Below are 17,106 nucleotides of genomic sequence, written 5' to 3' on the forward strand. Positions count from 1 at the left end.
TCTCCTCCCCCTTGTGGGGAGGCGTTGGAGGTGGGGGTGGTTCCGCTTGCCTCCGCACGGGGTCACTCAGTCACCCCCACCCTCGACCCCTCCCCACAAGGGGGAGGGAAGCGCGTCCAGGTTCCCGTCCCCTACGACGCCATCGGCAAGGGTAACGGACCATGCTGAGCCTCAGCTTCACGCCCCTGCTGCCCTGGCCCGTCCTCGCCGGACTCGGGATCCTCGTCGCGCTGCTTGTCGGGCTCGCCATCTTCGCGCGGGGTCGCGTGGCGCTGCTGAGGGCGTTGGCGCTTGCCCTGGTGCTGGCGGCGTTGACCAACCCCTCCCTCGTTCGCGAGGACCGCGAGCCGGTCAAGGACGTCGCCGCGATCGTCGTCGACCGCTCAGGGTCCCAGGCGCTGGGCGAGCGCCCCGCCATGACCGACACCGTGCGGGCCGAGCTTCAGCGCCGCTTCGGTGCGCTCACCAACATCGAGCCGCGCTTCGTCGACGTGCCGGATTCGACGCAAGGGGACGACGGCACCAAGCTCTTCGCCGCCCTCTCGCAGGCACTGGCCGACGTGCCTGCCGAGCGGCTCGCCGGCGTGGTCATGCTCACCGACGGCGTCGTGCACGACATCCCGGCCTCGGCCGCGGCTCTGGGCTTCAAGGCGCCGCTCCACGTCCTCGTCACCGGGCGGCCGGACGAGCGCGACCGCCAGATCAGGATGCTCGAGGCCCCCCGCTTCGGCATCGTCGGCAAGGACGTCACCATCCGCGCCGAGGTGATGGAGCGCGGCGGCACCGGCAACGCGGTCGTCACCGTGCGCCGCGACGGCGAGGAGATCGAGCGCCGCTCGGTGCCGACGGGCCAGGCCTTCGCGCTCCAGACCCGGATCGAGCATGGCGGGCCCAACGTCGTCGAGATCGAGGTCGAGCCTCTGCCGGGCGAGCTGACGGTGGTCAACAACCGCGCCGTGCTGCCCATTGAGGGCATCCGCGAGAAGCTGCGGGTGCTCCTCGTCTCCGGCGAGCCGCACCAGGGCGAGCGCACCTGGCGCAATCTCCTGAAGTCGGACGCCAATGTCGACCTCGTCCACTTCACCATCCTGCGGCCGCCGGAGAAGCAGGACGGCACGCCGATCTCCGAGCTCTCGCTCATCGCTTTCCCGACCCGCGAGCTGTTCGTCCAGAAGATCAAGGATTTCGACCTGATCATCTTCGACCGCTACGCCAACCAGAGCGTGCTGCCCTCCGCCTATTTCGAGAACATCGTCCGCTACGTCCGCGACGGCGGCGCGCTCCTCATCGCGGCAGGCCCCGAATTCGCCTCCACCTCGAGCCTGGCGCGTACGCGGCTCTCGCAAATCCTACCCGGCGAGCCGAACGGCCGCGTCGTCGAGCAGCCCTACAAGGCGGCGCTCACGGGCGTGGGCACTCGCCACCCCGTCACCCGGGCCCTGCCGGGCTCGGAATCGACGCCGCCGGCCTGGGGCGATTGGCTGCGCATCGTCTCGGCCCAGACGAAGCCCGGCGTGCAGCCGATCCTGCAGGGCGCCAACGCCCTGCCGCTCCTCGCCCTCTCGCGCGAGGAGAAGGGGAGGGTGGCCCTGCTGCTCTCGGACCACGCCTGGCTCTGGGCGCGGGGCTACGCCGAGGGCGGCCCCTATCTCGACCTGCTGCGCCGGCTCGGCCACTGGCTGATGAAGGAGCCGGCGCTGGAGGAGGAGGCCCTGCGCGCCCAGACCACCGCTCAGGGCCGCGAGGTTCGCGTCGAGCGTCAGACCATGGCCGAGACCACCGATCCGGTAACCGTCACGGGCCCGAGCGGCGGCGAGCAGAGCCTCACCCTGACCCAATCCGAGCCGGGACTGTTCTCGGCGACCTTCGAGGCCAAGGAACTCGGTCTGCACACCTTGCGCTCGGGCGGGCTCGTCGCCTTCGTCAGCGTCGGCCCTCCCAACCCGCGCGAGCTCGCCGACGTCTTCAGCGACACCGAGCGTCTGAGGGCGCTGGCCGAGAGCACCGGCGGCTCCGTCCGTCGCGTCGCCGAGGCGGGTGGCGGCATCGAGGTGCCCCGCCTCCAGAGCGTGCGCAGCGGCCGCCTCAGCGGCGCCGACTGGATCGGCCTGCGCCCGAGCGACAGCGCCACGATCCGCGGCGTCGAGGTCTATCCCCTGGCGCTCGGCCTCGCCGCGCTGGCGCTGCTGGCGGCGGCGGTTCTGGCGATGTGGCTGGTCGAAGGGCGGCGCGGGCGTGTGGCGTAAGGTGGGGGCGGCGCAGTGCGGCGCACTCTCGTCCCCCTTGTGGGGAGAAGTTGGAGGGGGGGGGTGGCTGGGCAACCCGCCCGCTGACCAGGCGGAACCACCCCCACCCCTACCCCTCCCCACAAGGGGGAGGGGACAGCTCCGGCGTATCGGGGTAATCGGAGGCTGAACCTGAGCCCCGACCCGAGCGCGCCATGACGACCGGCTTCGATCGACCCCTGGCCTCCGCGGTCGCGCACATCAACGCCTCGACGCGCGACCGGATCGATGCGGCCTCGCTGCTGGCGGCCCTGCGGGCGGAGGTGGTGCCGCCCGAGCACGAACACCACGTCCGGGACTTCCTCTACGAGACCGAGGTCGAAACCCTCAGCGACCTCGTCCGCGGCGGCGCGGTGAGCTACGCGGCCTTGGCCCGGCTCGCGCAGCGCTACCTTCCGGCGGCCCATGACACACGGACCTGGCTCGATGAGCGCGCCTGAGTCGCGATGGAGGGTCTCGACGCCTTGCGCCGGAGCGTGGTGCTCACAGCATGGGGGGATCGTATCCTGCCGGATGTTTTCGCGGTCGCCCGTGAGGTCCTCGCAAGCGCCGCGGGTGCTAGGCCGGGGTGGGTACCGCCCGCGCCGAGGTGACCAGGCCACCCACGCTCTCCACCGCATCCTCGGTGAGCCCGCGCCAGAGGAGGCGCGCGGGATCGACAGGGCCAGGCATAGTCAGACGCCCCGGGGGCACGGCGGAAAAGCCGAAGCGGGCATAATAGGGCGCATCCCCCACCAGGATGACGAGGGCATGGCCCTCGGCCTCGGCCGCGCCGAGGCAGGCCTCCATCAGGGCCGCGCCGATGCCGCGCCCCTCGAAGCTCGGATCGACGGTGAGCGGCCCCAGCATGAGCGCCAGCGCCTCGCCGATCCGCACGGGCCTGATCCTTACCGAGCCGACGAGGAAGGTCCCGACCAACGCCGTGAAGCTGAGGCTGGGGAGATGCGGGACGCCCTCCCGCAGGCGGTAGGAGGTCCGCGCGAAGCGGCCGGGGCCGAAGGCGCGATCGTGCAAGCGGTCGATCGACTCGGCATCCCCGGCGGTCTCCGGGCGCACGACCAGCGGCAGGGAGGTCATCGGGGGTCAGGTCGCCCGGGCGGAGAAGTCGATGCGCGGATCGATCCAGGTGTAGATCAGGTCCGAGAGCAGGTTCACGGCAAGCCCCAGCAGCGAGAAGATGTAGAGCGTCGCGAAGACGATCGGGTAGTCGCGGCCGACGATGGCCGTGAAGGAGAGGAGCCCGAGCCCGTCGAGGGTGAAGATCGTCTCGATCAGGAGCGAGCCCGAGAAGAAGGCCGTGATGAAGGCCCCGGGAAAGCCGGCGACGACGATGAGCATGGCGTTGCGGAAGACGTGGCCGTAGAGGACCTGCCGCTCGGTCAGGCCCTTCATGCGGGCGGTGAGCACGTATTGCTTGCGGATCTCGTCGAGGAACGAGTTCTTCGTGAGCAGCGTCGAGGTCGCGAAGGCGCCGAGCACGAGCGCGGTCAGCGGCAGCGTCATGTGCCAGACGTAGTCGACGATCTTGCCCCAGAGCGAAAAGTTCTCCCAGCCCTCGCTGGTCAGGCCCCGGATCGGGAAGACCTGGAAGAACGAGCCGCCCGCGAACAGGATGATGAGGAGGAGCCCGAACAGGAAGCTCGGCACGGCGTAGCCGACGATGACGACGCCGGAGGTCCAGAGATCGAAGCGCGAGCCGTCCTTGACCGCCTTGCGGATGCCGAGCGGGATCGAGATCGCGTAGGACAGGAGGGTCATCCAGAGGCCGATCGAGATCGAGACCGGCAGGCGCTCGCGGATGAGCTGCAGCACCGAGACGTCTCGGAAGTAGCTGTTGCCGAAATCGAACCGGGCGTAGTCCCAGATCATCTTCAGGAAGCGCTCGTGGGCGGGCTTGTCGAAGCCGAATTGCTGTTCGAGCTTCTTGATGAAGGCAGGATCCAGCCCCTGCGCCCCGCGATAGCGGGAATTGGCCTCGCCGCCGCCCCGGTTCACCGCGCCGGCGCCGCCGAGATCGCCCGCGCCCCCCGTCACCCGCGACAGGCCGGCATCGTTCTGGCCCTGAAGCTGCGCGAGCACCCGCTCGACGGGGCCGCCGGGGGCGAACTGCACGATCGTGAAAGTGATCAGCATGATGCCGAGGATGGTCGGCACCATCAGGGCGAGGCGGCGCAGGATGTAGGCGAGCATGGGCCTCCTCAGATCCGGCCGATCCGCCGGGCCTTGTCCGCGTCGAACCACCAGGTGCTCGGCACGCCGAGGCCATAGGTCGGGCCCTTGGCCGGGCGGCCGTAGATGTCCCAGACGGCGATGCGGTGCGTCGAGCCGTACCACATCGGTACCCAGTAGCGGCCGGCCCGCAGCACCCGGTCCAGCGCCCGACAGGCCTGGGTGAGCTCGGCCCGGGAGGCGGCGCCCGTCACCTTGTCGATGAGCGCGTCGACGGCGGGGCTCGCGATGCCGGCGAGGTTGTTGGAGCCCGGCGTCGCGGCGGCGCGGCTGCCGTAGGTTTCGCGCAGCTCAGGCCCGGGCGTCAGGCCGCTCGAGTAGCGGCGCACCGTGACGTCGAAATCGAAATCCTTGAGGCGCGCCTGATACTGCGAGGCGTCGACCTGCCGGATGCGGGCCTTGATGCCGATCAGGCCGAGATTGCGGATGAAGGGCAGCGTGTGCGGCTCGAGGCTCGGATCGACGTCGAGGAACTCGATCTCCAGCGGCTTGCCGCCCGGCAGCTTGATGCTGCCTTCCTCGCGGGCGCAGCCCGCCTCGCGCAGCAGGGCGACGGCGCGGCTGAGCAGCGCCCGGTCCTGGCCGGACCCGTCGGATTCCGGCGGCGACCACGGCTCGCCGAAGACCTCCGAGGGCAGGTCGGCGCGCAGCGGATCGAGCAGCGCGAGCTCCTCGGGGGAGGGCTTGCCCGTGGCCTTGAGGTCCGAGTTCTCGAAGAAGGAGGCCGTGCGGGTATAGGCCCCGAACATCAGGTTCTTGTTGGTCCAGGTGAAGTCGAAGCACAGGCCGATCGCCTCGCGGACCCTCGGATCGCGAAAGGCCTCGCGGCGGGTGTTGATCCACCAGCCCTGGGTGCCGGAGGGCGTCGCGTCGGGGATGGTCTCGCGGCGCACGCGGCCCTCCTGCACGGCGGGGAAGTCGTAGCCCGTGCCCCAGACCCGGGCGGTGAACTCCTCGCGGTAGGTGAAGGCGCCGCCCTTGAAGGCCTCGAAGGCGACCTGGCGATCGCGGAAATACTCGTAGCGCAGCGCCTCGAAATTGTTCTGGCCGACCATGACGGGCAGGTCGGCCGCCCAGTAGTCGTTCACGCGCTGCAGCTCGATGAAGCGCCCGGCCTCGAGCCGCCCGACCTGGTAGGGCCCCGAGCCCAGGGGCGGTTCGAGCGAGGAGGCCTCGAAGTCGCGGGCGCGGTAATAGGCGGCCGAGAAGACGGGCAGGGCCGCCACGAAGAGCGGCAGGTCGCGGCTGCGGCCGGGCACGAAGCGGACGAGCACGAGGTCCTCGGCCTCGGCCGTCGCATCGGCCAGGTCGCGCAGGACCTGGGAGATCGCCGGATGGCCCTTCTCCTTCAGGAGCTTGAGCGAGAAGGCGACGTCGGCGGCGGTGAGGCGCGAGCCGTCGTGGAAGCGGGCCTGCGGGCGCAGGCGAAAGCGGTAGGCGAGGCCGTCCGCATCGATCTCGACGGAGCGGGCGAGCAGCCCGTAGAGGGCGTCGGGCTCGTCGAACGCGCGGACCATCAGGCTGTCGAAGGTGAGGTCCATGCCCGCGGCCCCGTCGCCCCGCAGCACGTAGATGTTCAGGGTGTTGAAGGTCTGAAGCGACTGGTTGCCGAGGGTCGAGCTGATCTGCGCCGAGAAGCGGCCGCCGCGGGGCGCGGCCGGGTTCACGTAGTCGAAGTTCGGGAAGTTCTCGGGGTATTTGAGTTCGCCGAAGCTCGACAGGCCGTGGGCTTTGCGGGGGACCTGAGCCAGCGCGATCCTGGGGCAGGCCGCGAGCGCGCCCGCGCCGAGGACGAGGCCGCGCCGGGTCGGCCTCACCGGGGCGCCCCGGTCTTGGCCGCGAGCGCCTCGTCGTACCACCACGTCGTCGGGAAGCCCGAACTGCCGTATTGCGGCAGGATCTTGGGCCGCGAGAACCGGTTCCAGCGCAGCGTCCGCGAGACGCCGGACGCCCATTGCGGCACGACGTAATGGTGGGCGAGCAGCACACGGTCGAGGGCGCGGGTCGCGGCGATCACACCGGGCCGGTCAGGCGCGAAGATCACTTTCTCGATCAGTGCGTCGATGGCCGGGTCCTTGATCCCCGCGATGTTGCGCGAGCCCTGCTTGTCGGCCGAAGCCGAACCCCAATACTCCCGCTGCTCGTTGCCCGGCGACAGGCTCTCCGGCCAGGAACTGGTGGTGATGTCGAAGTCGAAGGCGCGGAGCCGGTTCTGGTACTGCGCCTGGTCGATGACCCGCAGGTTGCTGTTGATGCCGATCAGCTTGAGCTGCGCGGCGAAGGGCAGGACCACCCGCTCGAACACGCTCTGGAACTCGAGGAACTCGACGGTGAGCGGCTCGCCCGTCCTCACGTTGGTCATCTGCCCGTTCTTGAGCTCGTAGCCGGCCTCCTTGAGGAGCCGCACGGCCTCGCGCAGGTTGGCGCGCACCGCCTCCGGGCTGCCGTTCACGGGGTTGGTGTAGGGCGTCGCAAAGACGGCCGGCGGGACCTTGTCCTTGAGCGGTTCGAGCAGCGCCAGCTCATCGGGCGCCGGCAGGTCCGAGGAGGCGAGCTCCGAGCCGAAATAGTAGGAGTCGATCCGCTTGTAGAGGCCGTAGAACAGTGCCCGGTTCATCTCCTCGAAGTTCATGGCGAGGTTGAAGGCCCGGCGCACGCGCTCGTCGGCGAATTTGGGCTTGCGCAGGTTGAAGACGAAGGCCTGCATGATGCCGTTGCCGCGGTCCGGAAACTCCTCCTTGACAAGGCGGCCCTCCTTCACGGCGGGGAAGTCGTCGTAGGCCGTGGCCCAGTTGCGGGCGACGTTCTCGGTGCGGAAATCGAAGAGGTCGCCCTTCAGCGCCTCGATCAGCACCGTCGAGTCGCGAAAATACTCGTAGCGCATCGTGCCGAAATTGTTGCGGCCGAGATTCACGGGCAGGTCCTTGCCCCAGTAATCCGCGACCCGCTCGTAGGTGGCGCTGCGGCCCGGATCGAACTTCGCCAGCCGGTAGGGTCCGGAGCCGAGGGGGATCTCCAGGGTCGTCTGGGTGACGTCGCGGGGCTTGCCCTGCGCATCTTTGCCCGTCCACCAATGCTTCGGCAGGATGCGGAGCTGGCCGAGCACCTGCGGCAACTCGCGGTTGCCGGCCTCCGAGAAGGTGAAGGTCACCTCCCGTTCGCCCTTCGCCTCGGCCTTCGTCACCGTCTGGTAATAGGCGGAGTAGAAGGGGCTGTTGGCCTTGAGGACCTCGAAGGACCAGACCACGTCCTCGGCCGTGATCGGCTTACCGTCGTGCCAGCGCGCGCCCTCCCGCAGCCGATAGGAGACGGAGGAGAGATCGTCGCCAAGCCGCACGCCCTCAGCGACGAGGCCGTAGGAGGTGAAGGGCTCGTCGGCCGAATCCGACATCAGGGTGTCGTAGATCAGGGTGATCCCGCCCTCGAGGTCGCCCTTCAGGCCCGAGACCACGTAGTTGAAGTTGTCGAAGCCGCCCTGCGCGCCGAGCCGCACGAGGCCGCCCTTAGGCGCGTCGGGATCGGCGTAGTCGAAATGCTTGAAGTCCGGCCCGTATTTGGGCTGCCCCATCAGGGTGATCGCGTGCATCCAGCCGCCTTCCGGCGCGGCGCTCGCGGGCAGGCCGAACGACAGGATGGCGAGCGTCGCGGCGACGAGACGTCCGCTCAGGGCTGTTCGCATCACGATGGGACGCTCTCCGGCTTCGCGTCCGCGGACGCAGGCAGGGCGTCGTTCTAGGACGGAGACTCGGGGAACGCCAAGTCGACGCTTGCGCGCAGGACCGGACCGGCGACTGAGGCGGCCCGGATGCGTAAAAAGCAGAGAGGCCGGAGCGCAGGCCCCGGCCTCTCGGATCGTCTCGCGGAACCGCCCCGTGCAATTACTGCGCAGGCTTCTCCGGCGTGCCGGCGTTCGGAGCCGCGGGCGCGGTCGGCGCCGTCTGAGCGGTGCCCGGATTGGACGTCGATTCCTGGGCGGCCTTCGGCCCGGGATCGTTGCGGGTGGTCGTCGCCTCCGGCGGCTTCGGCTGGGCCGGCGTCGCGTCGGGGGATTTCGGATCGCCGGGCTTGGCCGGGGAATCCTTGCCCTCCGAGGGCTTGTTCGCCACCGGCTTGTCGCCGGCCGGCGCGGCGGCGGGCTTGGCTTCCGGCTTCGCGTCAGGCTTGGCCTCCGCAGCCGGAGCCTCCTTCTTCTCGGCCACCGGCAGCGGCTTCGGGCTGTCGGAGAGAGCGCGCAGGTAGGCGACCACGTTGGCGCGCTCCTGGGGCGAAGAGATGCCCGCGAACGCCATCTTGGTGCCCTTGGCGTAGGCTTTGGGGTTCTCGAGGAAGGCGTCGAGGTCGGCATAGGTCCAGGTGCCGCCCTTCTCCTTCAGGGCCGCCGAGTACTCGAAGCCGCCATGGGCCGCCTTCTGGCGCTCCACGGTGTCCCAGAGGCCGGGACCGACCTTGTTGGGTCCGCCTTTCTCGAAGCTGTGGCAGGCGGCGCAGGCCTTCGAGCCGGACTGGCCCTTCTCCGCGTTCGCGCTGGCGAGCCGCACCGCGATCGGCTCGGCCTGGGCCGCGGCCGGGGCGCCGCCGCCGGCCGCGGCAGGCTCCGGCTCGGGCAGGGCGTAGCCCGCGTTCCCGGCGGGCTTCGAGTGATAGATCATGTCCGCGACGAACCCAGACCCAAATGCGAACAGGAGCGTGCCCAGCACGGCACCGGCGACCTTGTTCAGTTCGAACGAATCCATTCTCGACAACTCCGGTGCCGCCCAGCCGGGACGGCGCTGATCGACCTCCGACGGGTACGGCGCCGGACTTTGGAAAGGGTCGAGGGTGCTTAGCCGCTCAACGCCGATCTTGACAATGCCAGACATCGCGCGATGCAACGTCCGCTTGGTCGCAGAGGATGCGTCGCGGCAGGTGCCGGCGGACGCGATGACAACGCGCGTCGCCCCTGTTAAGCACCCGCGCGGAAAGAGCGATGTCAGATCCCCTCGTCCTGATCCCTGCGCGCATGGCGGCGACCCGCCTGCCGAACAAGCCGATGGCCGATCTCGTCGGCGAGCCGATGATCGTCCATGTCTGGCGCCGCGCCGTCGAGGCGGGGATCGGGCCTGTCGTCGTGGCGACGGACGCGACCGAGATCGTCGAGACCATCGAGGCGATGGGCGGCATCGCCGTGCTCACCCGCGCCGACCATCCTTCCGGCTCGGACCGCCTCGCCGAGGCTCTGGAGATCGTCGACCCGCAGGGCAACCACGACGTCGTCGTCAACGTGCAGGGCGACCTGCCCACCATCGACCCGGCCATCATCGGTGCGGCGATCATGCCGCTCGCCGACCGCAACGTCGACATCGCGACCCTCTGCGCGCGCATCACCGACGAGGCGGAGGCCCGCAACCCGAACGTGGTCAAGCTCGTCGGCCACCATGTCGGCCCGAACCGATTGCGCGCGCTCTACTTCACCCGAGCGCAGGCTCCCTGGGGCGAGGGGCCCCTGTTCCACCATATCGGCCTCTACGCCTATCGCCGGAAGGCGCTGGTGCGCTTCATGGTCCTGGAGCCCGGCGAGCTCGAGACCCGGGAGAAGCTCGAGCAACTGCGCGCGCTGGAGGCCGGCATGCGCATCGACGCGATGGTGGTGGACGACCTGCCGCTCGGCGTCGACACGCCTGCCGACCTGGAACGCGCCCGGGCGCTCCTGGCGGCGCGGCGCCTCAACTGATCGAGACCCGCCCGATGCCGCTCACGACCATCTCCTATCAGGGGGAGCCCGGCGCCAACTCGCACATCATCTGCGGGCAGGCCTATCCCGACTGGACGGCGCTCGCCTGCCCGACCTTCGAGGACGCCTTCGCCGCCGTGAACGAGGGCCGGGCCGCGCTCGCGATGATCCCGATCGAGAATTCGATCGCCGGCCGCGTCGCCGACATCCACCATCTCATCCCGACCTCCGACCTGCACATCATCGGCGAGCACTTCCTGCCGATCCACTTCCAGCTGATGGCGCTGCCGGGCACCGCGGTCGAGGCGCTGACCAGCGTGCACAGCCACGTCCATGCGCTCGGCCAATGCCGCAAGATCATCCGCCGCCTCGGCCTGAAGGCGGTCGTGGCGGGCGATACGGCCGGCGCCGCCCGCGAGGTCGCGGAGGCCCGCGATCCGAGCCGGGCCGCGCTGGCGCCGGCGCTGGCGGCCGAGGTCTACGGCCTCGACATCCTGGAGCGCGACGTCGAGGACGAGAGCCACAACACCACGCGCTTCGTGGTGTTCGCGCCCGAGTCCGTTCCGCTCGGCGCCGATGCGGGTCCGGCCGTCACGAGCTTCGTCTTCCGTGTGCGCAACATCCCGGCCGCCCTCTACAAGGCGCTCGGCGGCTTCGCCACGAACGGCGTCAACATGTCGAAGCTCGAGAGCTACATGGTCGAGGGCCAGTTCTCGGCGACGCAGTTCTACGCCGAGGTGGACGGCCACCCCGAGGACCCCGGCCTCGCCCGGGCGCTCGACGAGCTGCGCTACTTCTCGCGCGAGTTGCGGATCGTGGGCGTCTACCCGGCCCATCCGTTCCGGGAGGCGGCACGGCCCGCGGCGGAGTGATACATTTTCGATCGCGGCGCCTCGCCTCTCCCTTGTGGGGAGGAGGTGGGGGTGGCTGGGCGACCCTGCTGCGGAGGCCAGCGGAACCACCCCCACCCTCGATCCCTCCCCACAAGGGGGAGGGAAGGCGATAAACACCTCTATTCGCGTTTCATCACCCGATCGACGAGCAACTCCGACCAGAAGCTAGGCCGGAACTCGCGCTGCAGCGCCTCGGGGTCGTAGGCCGTCTCGACCCAGGTCAGGAAATCGAGCCCCTTCGCCTCGCCCTCGCGGCGGTAGCGCTCGAAGAAGGCGTCGAGGATCCCCGTCTTGGCGAAGCGGAAATGGCCGTAGCGGGGCGAGAGCTGACCCATCGCCTCGGCGACGGGCCGGCCCTCGTGCAGGATGAGGTAGAGCGCGGCGGCAAGCCCGGCGCGGTCGGCGCCCGACTTGCAGTGCATCACGGCCGGGTACTGCACGCTCGCGAAGAAATCCTTGGCGGCGAGGATGGTCTCGCGGGAGGGCGCCTCGCGCGAGCGCAGCACGAACTCGACGAGGTGGAGGCCCTGCCGCTCGCAGGCCTCGCGCTGGAGCGGCCATGAGCCGTGCTCGCGCCCGCCGCGCAGCGAGATCACCGTGCGCACGCCCTGCCTGCGGAACCAGGCGAGCTGGTGGGGCGTGGGCTGGGCCGAGCGCCACATGCCGCCCCGGCCGATCTCGTGACGGTTCAGGTAGGCGAGCCGAAAAACCCCGTGATCGACGAGCAGCATGTTCGCCCAGGCCATCAGGCGCGAGGCGGGCCCCTGGATCGGGCGCTCGAAGCGGGCGATCCGAGCCATGCGCCGGGCGTAGCGCGTCTCGGGCTTGAGGAACCGATTGAACACGTGTGAGAGGGCCGACCGCTCCGGGAGCTGATCCGTGCCTCTAACAGCCGGGGGGTGGCCGGGCAACGCGGCGCGCATGACCGATTCGTCGCGCGGTTTCCGCATTGCGCTTGCCTTTCCTTCGCCGGCATCATGGTCTTCGATGCGATCCGTCACCTCCTGCGGCCGTGGGAAACCGTCATGAGCACGAGCACGACCAGCATCCGCCGCGCCCGCCCGGAGGATGCGGCGGCGCTCTCGACGGTCTTCGACGAGGCCTGGCGCGAGGCCTATCGCGGCATCATCCCCGGGGTCTCGCTGGAGCGCATGATCGCGCAGCGCGGGCCGCTCTGGTGGCGGGCCGCCGCGCGACGGGGGCGGCCGCTCGCCGTCGTCGAGACGGGGGAGGGCGTGATCGGCTACGCCGCCTACGGACGGGCGCGGAGCGGAGCGCTGAAGACCTCGGGTGAGATCGACGAGCTCTACATCGCGCCCTCGCACCAGGGTCTGGGCCTGGGGCGGCGCCTCTTCTGGGCGGTGCGCAACGATCTCGGCGACCACGGCATGGGGCGGATCGGAGTCTGGTCGCTCGCCGAGAACGAGCGCGCGCGCGCCTTCTACGCCGGGCTCGGCGGCACCGTCGTCGCGCAAGCCGTCGACCGCATGGCCGGCGCGCTGCTGCCGAAGGTGGCCTACCGCTTCGGCTGAGGCGCCACCCTGGCGAAGGGGATGGCGGGTCCTTATCTCCGAGGCATGCAGATCACTTCGCCACGACCCGCCGAGACCGCCGCATGAGCGTCACCGCGGAGGATTGGGACGCGCGGGTCACGCATCTCAGCGAGAAGCTGCCCGATCGCATGCGCAAGGCGGTCGAATGGCTGCGCGAGCCCTCGCGCCGCTGGATCCGGATCGGGGCCGCGCTGCTCTTCATTCTCGGCGGGGTGTTCTCGATCCTGCCGATCCTCGGCCTCTGGATGCTGCCCCTCGGCCTCGCGCTGCTCAGCCAGGACATTCCCTGGCTCAAGATCCCCCTGGAGCATTCCGCCCGCTGGATCGAGCGGACCTGGCAACGCATCAGGGGCGGTGGCAAGCCGTCGGCCTGATCGGTCGCACGAATGGCCTTCGGGACAATTTCCTTCGCCGCGGAAGCGCCTTAAGAAGCGGGGCAACGGGACCTCTACCGGCCCCTGCCGCAGCCAAGGACATGCCATGATCATCGACGCGGTCTCGATCGGGAAGAACCCGCCGCACGACGTCAACGTCATCATCGAGGTGCCGATCGGCGGCGAGCCGATCAAGTACGAGATGGACAAGGCCTCGGGCGCACTGGTCGTCGACCGCTTCCTCTACACGGCGATGCATTACCCCGGGAATTACGGCTTCATCCCGCACACGCTCTCGGGCGACGGCGACCCCTGCGACGTGCTCGTCGCCAATACCCGGGCGATCGTGCCGGGCGCCATCATGAGCGTGCGGCCGGTGGGCGTCCTCGTGATGGAGGACAATGCCGGCGAGGACGAGAAGATCGTCGCGGTGCCCTCGCGCGACCTGACCATGCGCTACGACCGCATCGAGAACTACACCGACCTGCCCGACATCACGCTCCACCAGATCCAGCACTTCTTCGAGCACTACAAGGACCTGGAGCCCGGCAAGTGGGTCAAGATCGTGCGCTGGGGCGACAAGGCCGAGGCGTACCGCCTGATCCTCGAGGGAATCGAGCGCGGCAAGGCGCACAAGGCCTGATCACGCCAGGAGGGTGGAGGCCTGGTACGTGAGCACGGCGGCGCCGAGACCACGCCGCCAGGGGTTCACGCCGCGGACAAGCTCATCGACGGCCCAATAGACGAGGGCGAGACTGCCGACGACGCGGATCGCGCCGCCGAAGGCCCCCGGCGGATCGAACGCCCAGGCGAAGGCGGCGCAGCCCGCGAAGAGCAGGAGCGGCGCGTTCGGCCTTTGGGCGATCGTGATCCGTCCCGTGTTGCGGTCGCGGAAGGCCCAATCGCGGGCGCGGGCAAGAGCGCTCAGGTTCTCTGCTGACCGCTATCGGCCTCGCGGGCCGGGGCGCAGATCTGCGGCGTGACCTTGTCGAGATGCACGCAGGCATTGTTCAGGTACCAGGCCCGCAGCGGCGGCTGCGACGGCGCCACGAACATGCCGACGAGCACGAAGCCCGCGACGGCGAGGACCACGAGGGCGAGAAGACTGCGCATACAAGAACTCCGATGCCGCCCGTCCGGGGTGCGGCGCGGATTCCGGTTCCACGCTCCGCCGGGCGGCCGTCTGCCAAGAAAGCGGGGGTGGATCGCACGCCGCCGCGCCTCACAACGCGCGAAGTCCGCAAAAGAAACAGCCCACCCCGCCTTTTGGCGGAGCGGGCGGTTCGACCCTTGGGAAGGTCGACGGCTGTTGAGACCTGGTACACCAACGACCTCGACCCGACGGGGTTCCCGCGGGCAGGCGCTCGATCGATGCGATTCGGGATCTTTCCGGAGGCCGGGGAGCGTTGATCCTCGTCTCGCCGTCCCGAGCAGCGGCACGATCCATATCCCAGGCACAAGCTCCAGGTCCGTGATCCGAACTTCCGAGATCAGCGTGACACGCTCCAGCCCAGGCAGGCCCGGCGAAATCTCGGCATCGGCGCGTAACCGGCGCCGGCGCGCGTTGAAAAACCGGTGTGGCGACCCCATTTCAGCCTCATGCCGATCGCGACATCGTCGCTTGATCGGAGACGGCCACGACGCCGGGAACGCGGGCGACGCCGGATGTACGCGCGCCAGCACCCGCCATCCGTGGCCGTTGGCTTGTTTCCCAACCCCATCCCGAGCGTCTGTCATGGCCAAGCGTACCAAGTCGAAACCGCAGGAGCGCGGGTCCGTCCTGTTCGACGTCGTCTACGAGGATGACAGTCGCGCCTCGAACCGCCGGGTGCCGATGCAGATCCTCGGGGGCCTCGACGGCGACGAGCCAGCCCGCGACCTCATCGCCGAGCAGGACCGGGTGATCGCGGAGAAGTCCGGCCGCCCACTGCGCACCATCAAGAGCCTGACCCGCTCACCGCCGCGGGAGACGAACTCGGTCTCGGACGATTAGGCGGGTGAGGGGCTTGGCCGCGCCCTGCTCAATCCCGGCCTGATCGATCAGGTGCGCGGCTCGCATTCTCGGGCTGATCCTCCGGGGGCGCCGAGAACGTGTAGCAGGTCCGCACCGCCTTCCAGAAAGCCGCACGGGCACCAGGAGGCAGGCGCACCAGGATCGTCTCGATGCGCTCCCTCGCTGCGGCGGCGTCCGCCTCCGTCGTGTCGGCTTCCTCGTTCATCGCGGTCTAGCCGACCCTTCCGCGGGCTGGACGGCCCGGACCCTGCAATCTGCCGCGGCGAGGAAGGGTTCCCCTGGGAGGGCCGGCATCAATGTCGCGCGCGGCGCCTCATGCGATCCTCGCCGTATCCGGCGACATGTAGGGCTGGCCGGCTTCGGTCAGGGCGCGGTCCACCGCTTCGATCGCGAGTAGGACGCGCATGAAATCCTCCGCGGCCGAGGCGGCGGCGAGCTCGCTCGACCCAATCCGCTTGGCGAGCGCGTTGCGCTGGCGGGCAAGGCTCGCGCGCGCCCTGTTCAGATCCGCGATTTCCTCGGCCGTCATTCCGCTTCGCTCCCACCCAAAGTATCGCGGGGAGCGATGCCGCCTTTGGGCCGCGGATGCAACGGCCGTCGCGCCGTGGGCGCACAGGCTCGTCGGCTCGGTCGGCCGAGGTGGAGTGGCTTCGGATATCTGGCGCCGGTCCGCGAGCGATCGATGCAGCCGAACGGCGCTACTGCCGCTGCAGCAGCTGCTGCGCCGCCTTGTCCTCAGCTCGGCCGTAATTGATGAAGAACAGGCCCGCGTCGACGGTCTTGCCCTTCTGCAGGTTCGAGAGCTGCACCGTGGTCTGGTAGCCCTGCGGGTCGGTGATCCGCCACTGGCTCAGGGTCTTCACCTCGTTGTCGAAGAAGAGCTGGATCTTCGAGGTGCCGCCCAGCGTCGCCCGATCCTCCAGCATGATGCGCACGCCGCCCGGGTCGTTGGTGACGTCGGTCACCGAGAGGTCGCGGGCAAGGTCGATCTTCTCGCGCAGCAGGAATTTCAGCGGCGTCTGCGAGATGAAGTAGAGATCCTGGGTCGCGAGCTTGCGGTCGCGCACCGCCACCGAGGTGCCGTCGGCGACGACTTCGAGCGGAGAGGGCTGGTCGTAGTCGAAGCGGAGCCGCCCGGGCTTGGCGAGCGTCAGCTTGCCGCCGATCCGGCGGCCGTCCGGGCCGATCTGGACAAAGGTGCCGGTCAGGGTCGCGATGCCGTTGAAGTAGCCGTTGGCCTGGGCGAGCAGGGTCGCGGGGTCCGTCTCCAGAGCGATGGCAGACGGCGCGCCGACGGCGGCGACCTTGGCGTTCGTTTCGGAGGCGGGCTTGGCGCCGGTCTTGAGGCTGCCGGTCTTCTCGGCCGGCTTCTCGGGGGCCTTCGCATCCTTGGCGGGCTTGGCCGGAGCCTGCGCGGCAGGCTTCTTGGCCGCCGGCGGGGCGGCAGGCGCCGCTTCCGGCTCCGGGGCGGGCTGCTCCTTGCGACCGAACAGGCCGTCGAGGAAGGCGCCGACCTGCGCCTCGGCCGGGCGCGGCAGGAGAAGCGCGGCCGTCAGGAGGAGCAGCGGACCGGCGGCGGGGCGATGGCGGCGGCCGATCATCGTGGGCGTTCTCCGAAGGCATTCAATCGGCGGGGACCGGGCCCTTAGAGCCCGGTCCTGTGGCGAATATGGGACGCGCGGCGTCGGCGCGTCGCTCAATCGTCGTCGTAGAGGGTGGGCACGGGCACGCCCTCCATCAGGATCTCGCGCTTGCCGGCGTGGTTCGCCGGCCCGACGATGCCCTCGATCTCCATCCGCTCCATCAGCGAGGCGGCCCGGTTGTAGCCGATCTGGAGGCGGCGCTGGATGTAGCTCGTCGAGGCCTTGCGGTCGCGCATGACCACCGCCACGGCCTGATCGTAGAGCTCGGCGCCCGGATCGATGCCGCCGCTGCCGGCGAAGGCACCGACGTCGAAGATCGGCGCGTCCTCGTCCTCCGGCTCCGGCGCCGCCTTGGCGCCCTTGGCCGGCTTCTCCTCGCCGGGCCCGTCGTCGGCGGTGACGGCG

General features: G+C 69.8%; 19 protein-coding genes. 8 read left to right on the forward strand and 11 right to left on the reverse strand.

Going from position 1 to position 17,106, the window contains the following annotated elements; translation table 11 throughout:
- The first annotated feature begins 161 nt into the window (after window positions 1–161).
- Entirely contained in the window at window positions 162–2,246 is a 2,085-nt protein-coding gene (locus MFF55_RS21975) for a hypothetical protein (RefSeq protein ID WP_238246248.1), read from the forward strand.
- Between the two features lie 194 nt (window positions 2,247–2,440).
- Complete coding sequence (locus MFF55_RS21980; protein WP_238246249.1) at window positions 2,441–2,725, forward strand: hypothetical protein; 285 nt, start codon at window positions 2,441–2,443, stop codon at window positions 2,723–2,725.
- A gap of 118 nt (window positions 2,726–2,843) precedes the next feature.
- Here MFF55_RS21980 and MFF55_RS21985 read toward each other — a convergent pair whose 3' ends face one another.
- The 5 genes from MFF55_RS21985 to MFF55_RS22005 form a co-directional block, all read right to left on the reverse strand.
- On the reverse strand, window positions 2,844–3,362 hold the full coding sequence (locus MFF55_RS21985) for a GNAT family N-acetyltransferase (protein ID WP_238246250.1): 519 nt from the start codon (window positions 3,360–3,362) through the stop codon (window positions 2,844–2,846).
- Between the two features lie 6 nt (window positions 3,363–3,368).
- Complete coding sequence (locus MFF55_RS21990) at window positions 3,369–4,475, reverse strand: microcin C ABC transporter permease YejB (RefSeq protein WP_238246251.1); 1,107 nt, start codon at window positions 4,473–4,475, stop codon at window positions 3,369–3,371.
- Window positions 4,476–4,483: 8 nt separating this feature from the next.
- On the reverse strand, window positions 4,484–6,331 hold the full coding sequence (locus tag MFF55_RS21995; RefSeq protein WP_238246252.1) for an extracellular solute-binding protein: 1,848 nt from the start codon (window positions 6,329–6,331) through the stop codon (window positions 4,484–4,486).
- On the reverse strand, window positions 6,328–8,193 hold the full coding sequence (locus MFF55_RS22000; RefSeq protein WP_238246253.1) for an extracellular solute-binding protein: 1,866 nt from the start codon (window positions 8,191–8,193) through the stop codon (window positions 6,328–6,330). The genes MFF55_RS21995 and MFF55_RS22000 overlap by 4 nt, the downstream gene beginning before the upstream one ends.
- A gap of 199 nt (window positions 8,194–8,392) precedes the next feature.
- Window positions 8,393–9,247, reverse strand: a complete 855-nt coding sequence (locus tag MFF55_RS22005; RefSeq protein ID WP_238246254.1) for a c-type cytochrome — start codon at window positions 9,245–9,247, stop codon at window positions 8,393–8,395.
- 233 nt (window positions 9,248–9,480) lie between these two features.
- Here MFF55_RS22005 and MFF55_RS22010 point away from each other — a divergent pair, with 233 nt between their 5' ends.
- Both MFF55_RS22010 and MFF55_RS22015 read left to right on the forward strand, forming a co-directional pair.
- On the forward strand, window positions 9,481–10,224 hold the full coding sequence (locus tag MFF55_RS22010) for a 3-deoxy-manno-octulosonate cytidylyltransferase (RefSeq protein WP_238246255.1): 744 nt from the start codon (window positions 9,481–9,483) through the stop codon (window positions 10,222–10,224).
- 14 nt (window positions 10,225–10,238) lie between these two features.
- Window positions 10,239–11,096, forward strand: coding sequence for a prephenate dehydratase (locus MFF55_RS22015; RefSeq protein ID WP_238246256.1), 858 nt, complete (start codon window positions 10,239–10,241; stop codon window positions 11,094–11,096).
- Between the two features lie 140 nt (window positions 11,097–11,236).
- On the opposite strand, the gene MFF55_RS22020 is transcribed toward MFF55_RS22015, so the two are convergent.
- Window positions 11,237–11,962: a fused DSP-PTPase phosphatase/NAD kinase-like protein gene (locus MFF55_RS22020; protein WP_238246257.1), complete on the reverse strand. Its 726-nt coding sequence runs from the start codon at window positions 11,960–11,962 to the stop codon at window positions 11,237–11,239.
- Window positions 11,963–12,142: 180 nt separating this feature from the next.
- On the opposite strand from MFF55_RS22020, the gene MFF55_RS22025 reads away from it, so the two are divergent.
- The 3 genes from MFF55_RS22025 (at window position 12,143) to ppa (ending at window position 13,687) form a co-directional block, all read left to right on the forward strand.
- Window positions 12,143–12,649, forward strand: a complete 507-nt coding sequence (locus MFF55_RS22025) for a GNAT family N-acetyltransferase (protein WP_238246258.1) — start codon at window positions 12,143–12,145, stop codon at window positions 12,647–12,649.
- An 83-nt stretch (window positions 12,650–12,732) separates the two neighbouring features.
- Complete coding sequence (locus MFF55_RS22030; protein WP_238246259.1) at window positions 12,733–13,044, forward strand: hypothetical protein; 312 nt, start codon at window positions 12,733–12,735, stop codon at window positions 13,042–13,044.
- Between the two features lie 106 nt (window positions 13,045–13,150).
- Complete coding sequence (ppa, locus tag MFF55_RS22035) at window positions 13,151–13,687, forward strand: inorganic diphosphatase (protein ID WP_238246260.1); 537 nt, start codon at window positions 13,151–13,153, stop codon at window positions 13,685–13,687.
- A gap of 281 nt (window positions 13,688–13,968) precedes the next feature.
- Here the strand turns inward: ppa and MFF55_RS22045 are convergent, their stop codons facing one another.
- Window positions 13,969–14,157 (reverse strand): hypothetical protein, encoded by a 189-nt coding sequence (locus MFF55_RS22045; RefSeq protein WP_238246261.1) that lies wholly within the window; start codon window positions 14,155–14,157, stop codon window positions 13,969–13,971.
- Window positions 14,158–14,779: 622 nt separating this feature from the next.
- Here MFF55_RS22045 and MFF55_RS22050 point away from each other — a divergent pair.
- On the forward strand, window positions 14,780–15,037 hold the full coding sequence (locus tag MFF55_RS22050; RefSeq protein ID WP_238246262.1) for a hypothetical protein: 258 nt from the start codon (window positions 14,780–14,782) through the stop codon (window positions 15,035–15,037).
- A gap of 28 nt (window positions 15,038–15,065) precedes the next feature.
- Here MFF55_RS22050 and MFF55_RS22055 read toward each other — a convergent pair whose 3' ends face one another.
- The 4 genes from MFF55_RS22055 to MFF55_RS22070 all read right to left on the reverse strand — a co-directional run.
- Window positions 15,066–15,263, reverse strand: a complete 198-nt coding sequence (locus MFF55_RS22055; protein WP_238246263.1) for a hypothetical protein — start codon at window positions 15,261–15,263, stop codon at window positions 15,066–15,068.
- A gap of 108 nt (window positions 15,264–15,371) precedes the next feature.
- The gene (locus MFF55_RS22060; RefSeq protein WP_238246264.1) at window positions 15,372–15,587 is read right to left on the reverse strand and encodes a hypothetical protein; all 216 of its coding nucleotides are present in this window, start codon (window positions 15,585–15,587) and stop codon (window positions 15,372–15,374) included.
- A 169-nt stretch (window positions 15,588–15,756) separates the two neighbouring features.
- Window positions 15,757–16,659 carry an outer-membrane lipoprotein carrier protein LolA gene (locus tag MFF55_RS22065; protein ID WP_238246265.1) on the reverse strand — a complete coding sequence of 301 codons (903 nt, stop codon included), beginning with the start codon at window positions 16,657–16,659 and terminating at the stop codon, window positions 15,757–15,759.
- A 95-nt stretch (window positions 16,660–16,754) separates the two neighbouring features.
- A partial coding sequence (locus MFF55_RS22070; RefSeq protein ID WP_283206784.1) for a DNA translocase FtsK occupies window positions 16,755–17,106 on the reverse strand: 352 nt, incomplete at its 5' end.

It is taken from the genome of Methylobacterium iners, assembly GCF_022179305.1.
Lineage (GTDB): Bacteria > Pseudomonadota > Alphaproteobacteria > Rhizobiales > Beijerinckiaceae > Methylobacterium > Methylobacterium iners.

Bases quoted from the DNA above. Each gene is read 5' to 3' on its own strand.
- MFF55_RS22025 (WP_238246258.1), top strand. From the start codon at position 12,143: ATGAGCACGAGCACGACCAGCATCCGCCGCGCCCGCCCGGAGGATGCG.
- MFF55_RS22015 (WP_238246256.1), top strand. From the start codon at position 10,239: ATGCCGCTCACGACCATCTCCTATCAGGGGGAGCCCGGCGCCAACTCG.
- MFF55_RS21980 (WP_238246249.1), top strand. From the start codon at position 2,441: ATGACGACCGGCTTCGATCGACCCCTGGCCTCCGCGGTCGCGCACATC.
- MFF55_RS22030 (WP_238246259.1), top strand. From the start codon at position 12,733: ATGAGCGTCACCGCGGAGGATTGGGACGCGCGGGTCACGCATCTCAGC.
- MFF55_RS21985 (WP_238246250.1), bottom strand. From the start codon at position 3,362: ATGACCTCCCTGCCGCTGGTCGTGCGCCCGGAGACCGCCGGGGATGCC.
- MFF55_RS22055 (WP_238246263.1), bottom strand. From the start codon at position 15,263: ATGAACGAGGAAGCCGACACGACGGAGGCGGACGCCGCCGCAGCGAGG.
- ppa (WP_238246260.1), top strand. From the start codon at position 13,151: ATGATCATCGACGCGGTCTCGATCGGGAAGAACCCGCCGCACGACGTC.
- MFF55_RS22060 (WP_238246264.1), bottom strand. From the start codon at position 15,587: ATGACGGCCGAGGAAATCGCGGATCTGAACAGGGCGCGCGCGAGCCTT.
- MFF55_RS22000 (WP_238246253.1), bottom strand. From the start codon at position 8,193: ATGCGAACAGCCCTGAGCGGACGTCTCGTCGCCGCGACGCTCGCCATC.
- MFF55_RS22050 (WP_238246262.1), top strand. From the start codon at position 14,780: ATGGCCAAGCGTACCAAGTCGAAACCGCAGGAGCGCGGGTCCGTCCTG.
- MFF55_RS22010 (WP_238246255.1), top strand. From the start codon at position 9,481: ATGTCAGATCCCCTCGTCCTGATCCCTGCGCGCATGGCGGCGACCCGC.
- MFF55_RS22005 (WP_238246254.1), bottom strand. From the start codon at position 9,247: ATGGATTCGTTCGAACTGAACAAGGTCGCCGGTGCCGTGCTGGGCACG.
- MFF55_RS21975 (WP_238246248.1), top strand. From the start codon at position 162: ATGCTGAGCCTCAGCTTCACGCCCCTGCTGCCCTGGCCCGTCCTCGCC.
- MFF55_RS22045 (WP_238246261.1), bottom strand. From the start codon at position 14,157: ATGCGCAGTCTTCTCGCCCTCGTGGTCCTCGCCGTCGCGGGCTTCGTG.
- MFF55_RS21990 (WP_238246251.1), bottom strand. From the start codon at position 4,475: ATGCTCGCCTACATCCTGCGCCGCCTCGCCCTGATGGTGCCGACCATC.
- MFF55_RS22065 (WP_238246265.1), bottom strand. From the start codon at position 16,659: ATGATCGGCCGCCGCCATCGCCCCGCCGCCGGTCCGCTGCTCCTCCTG.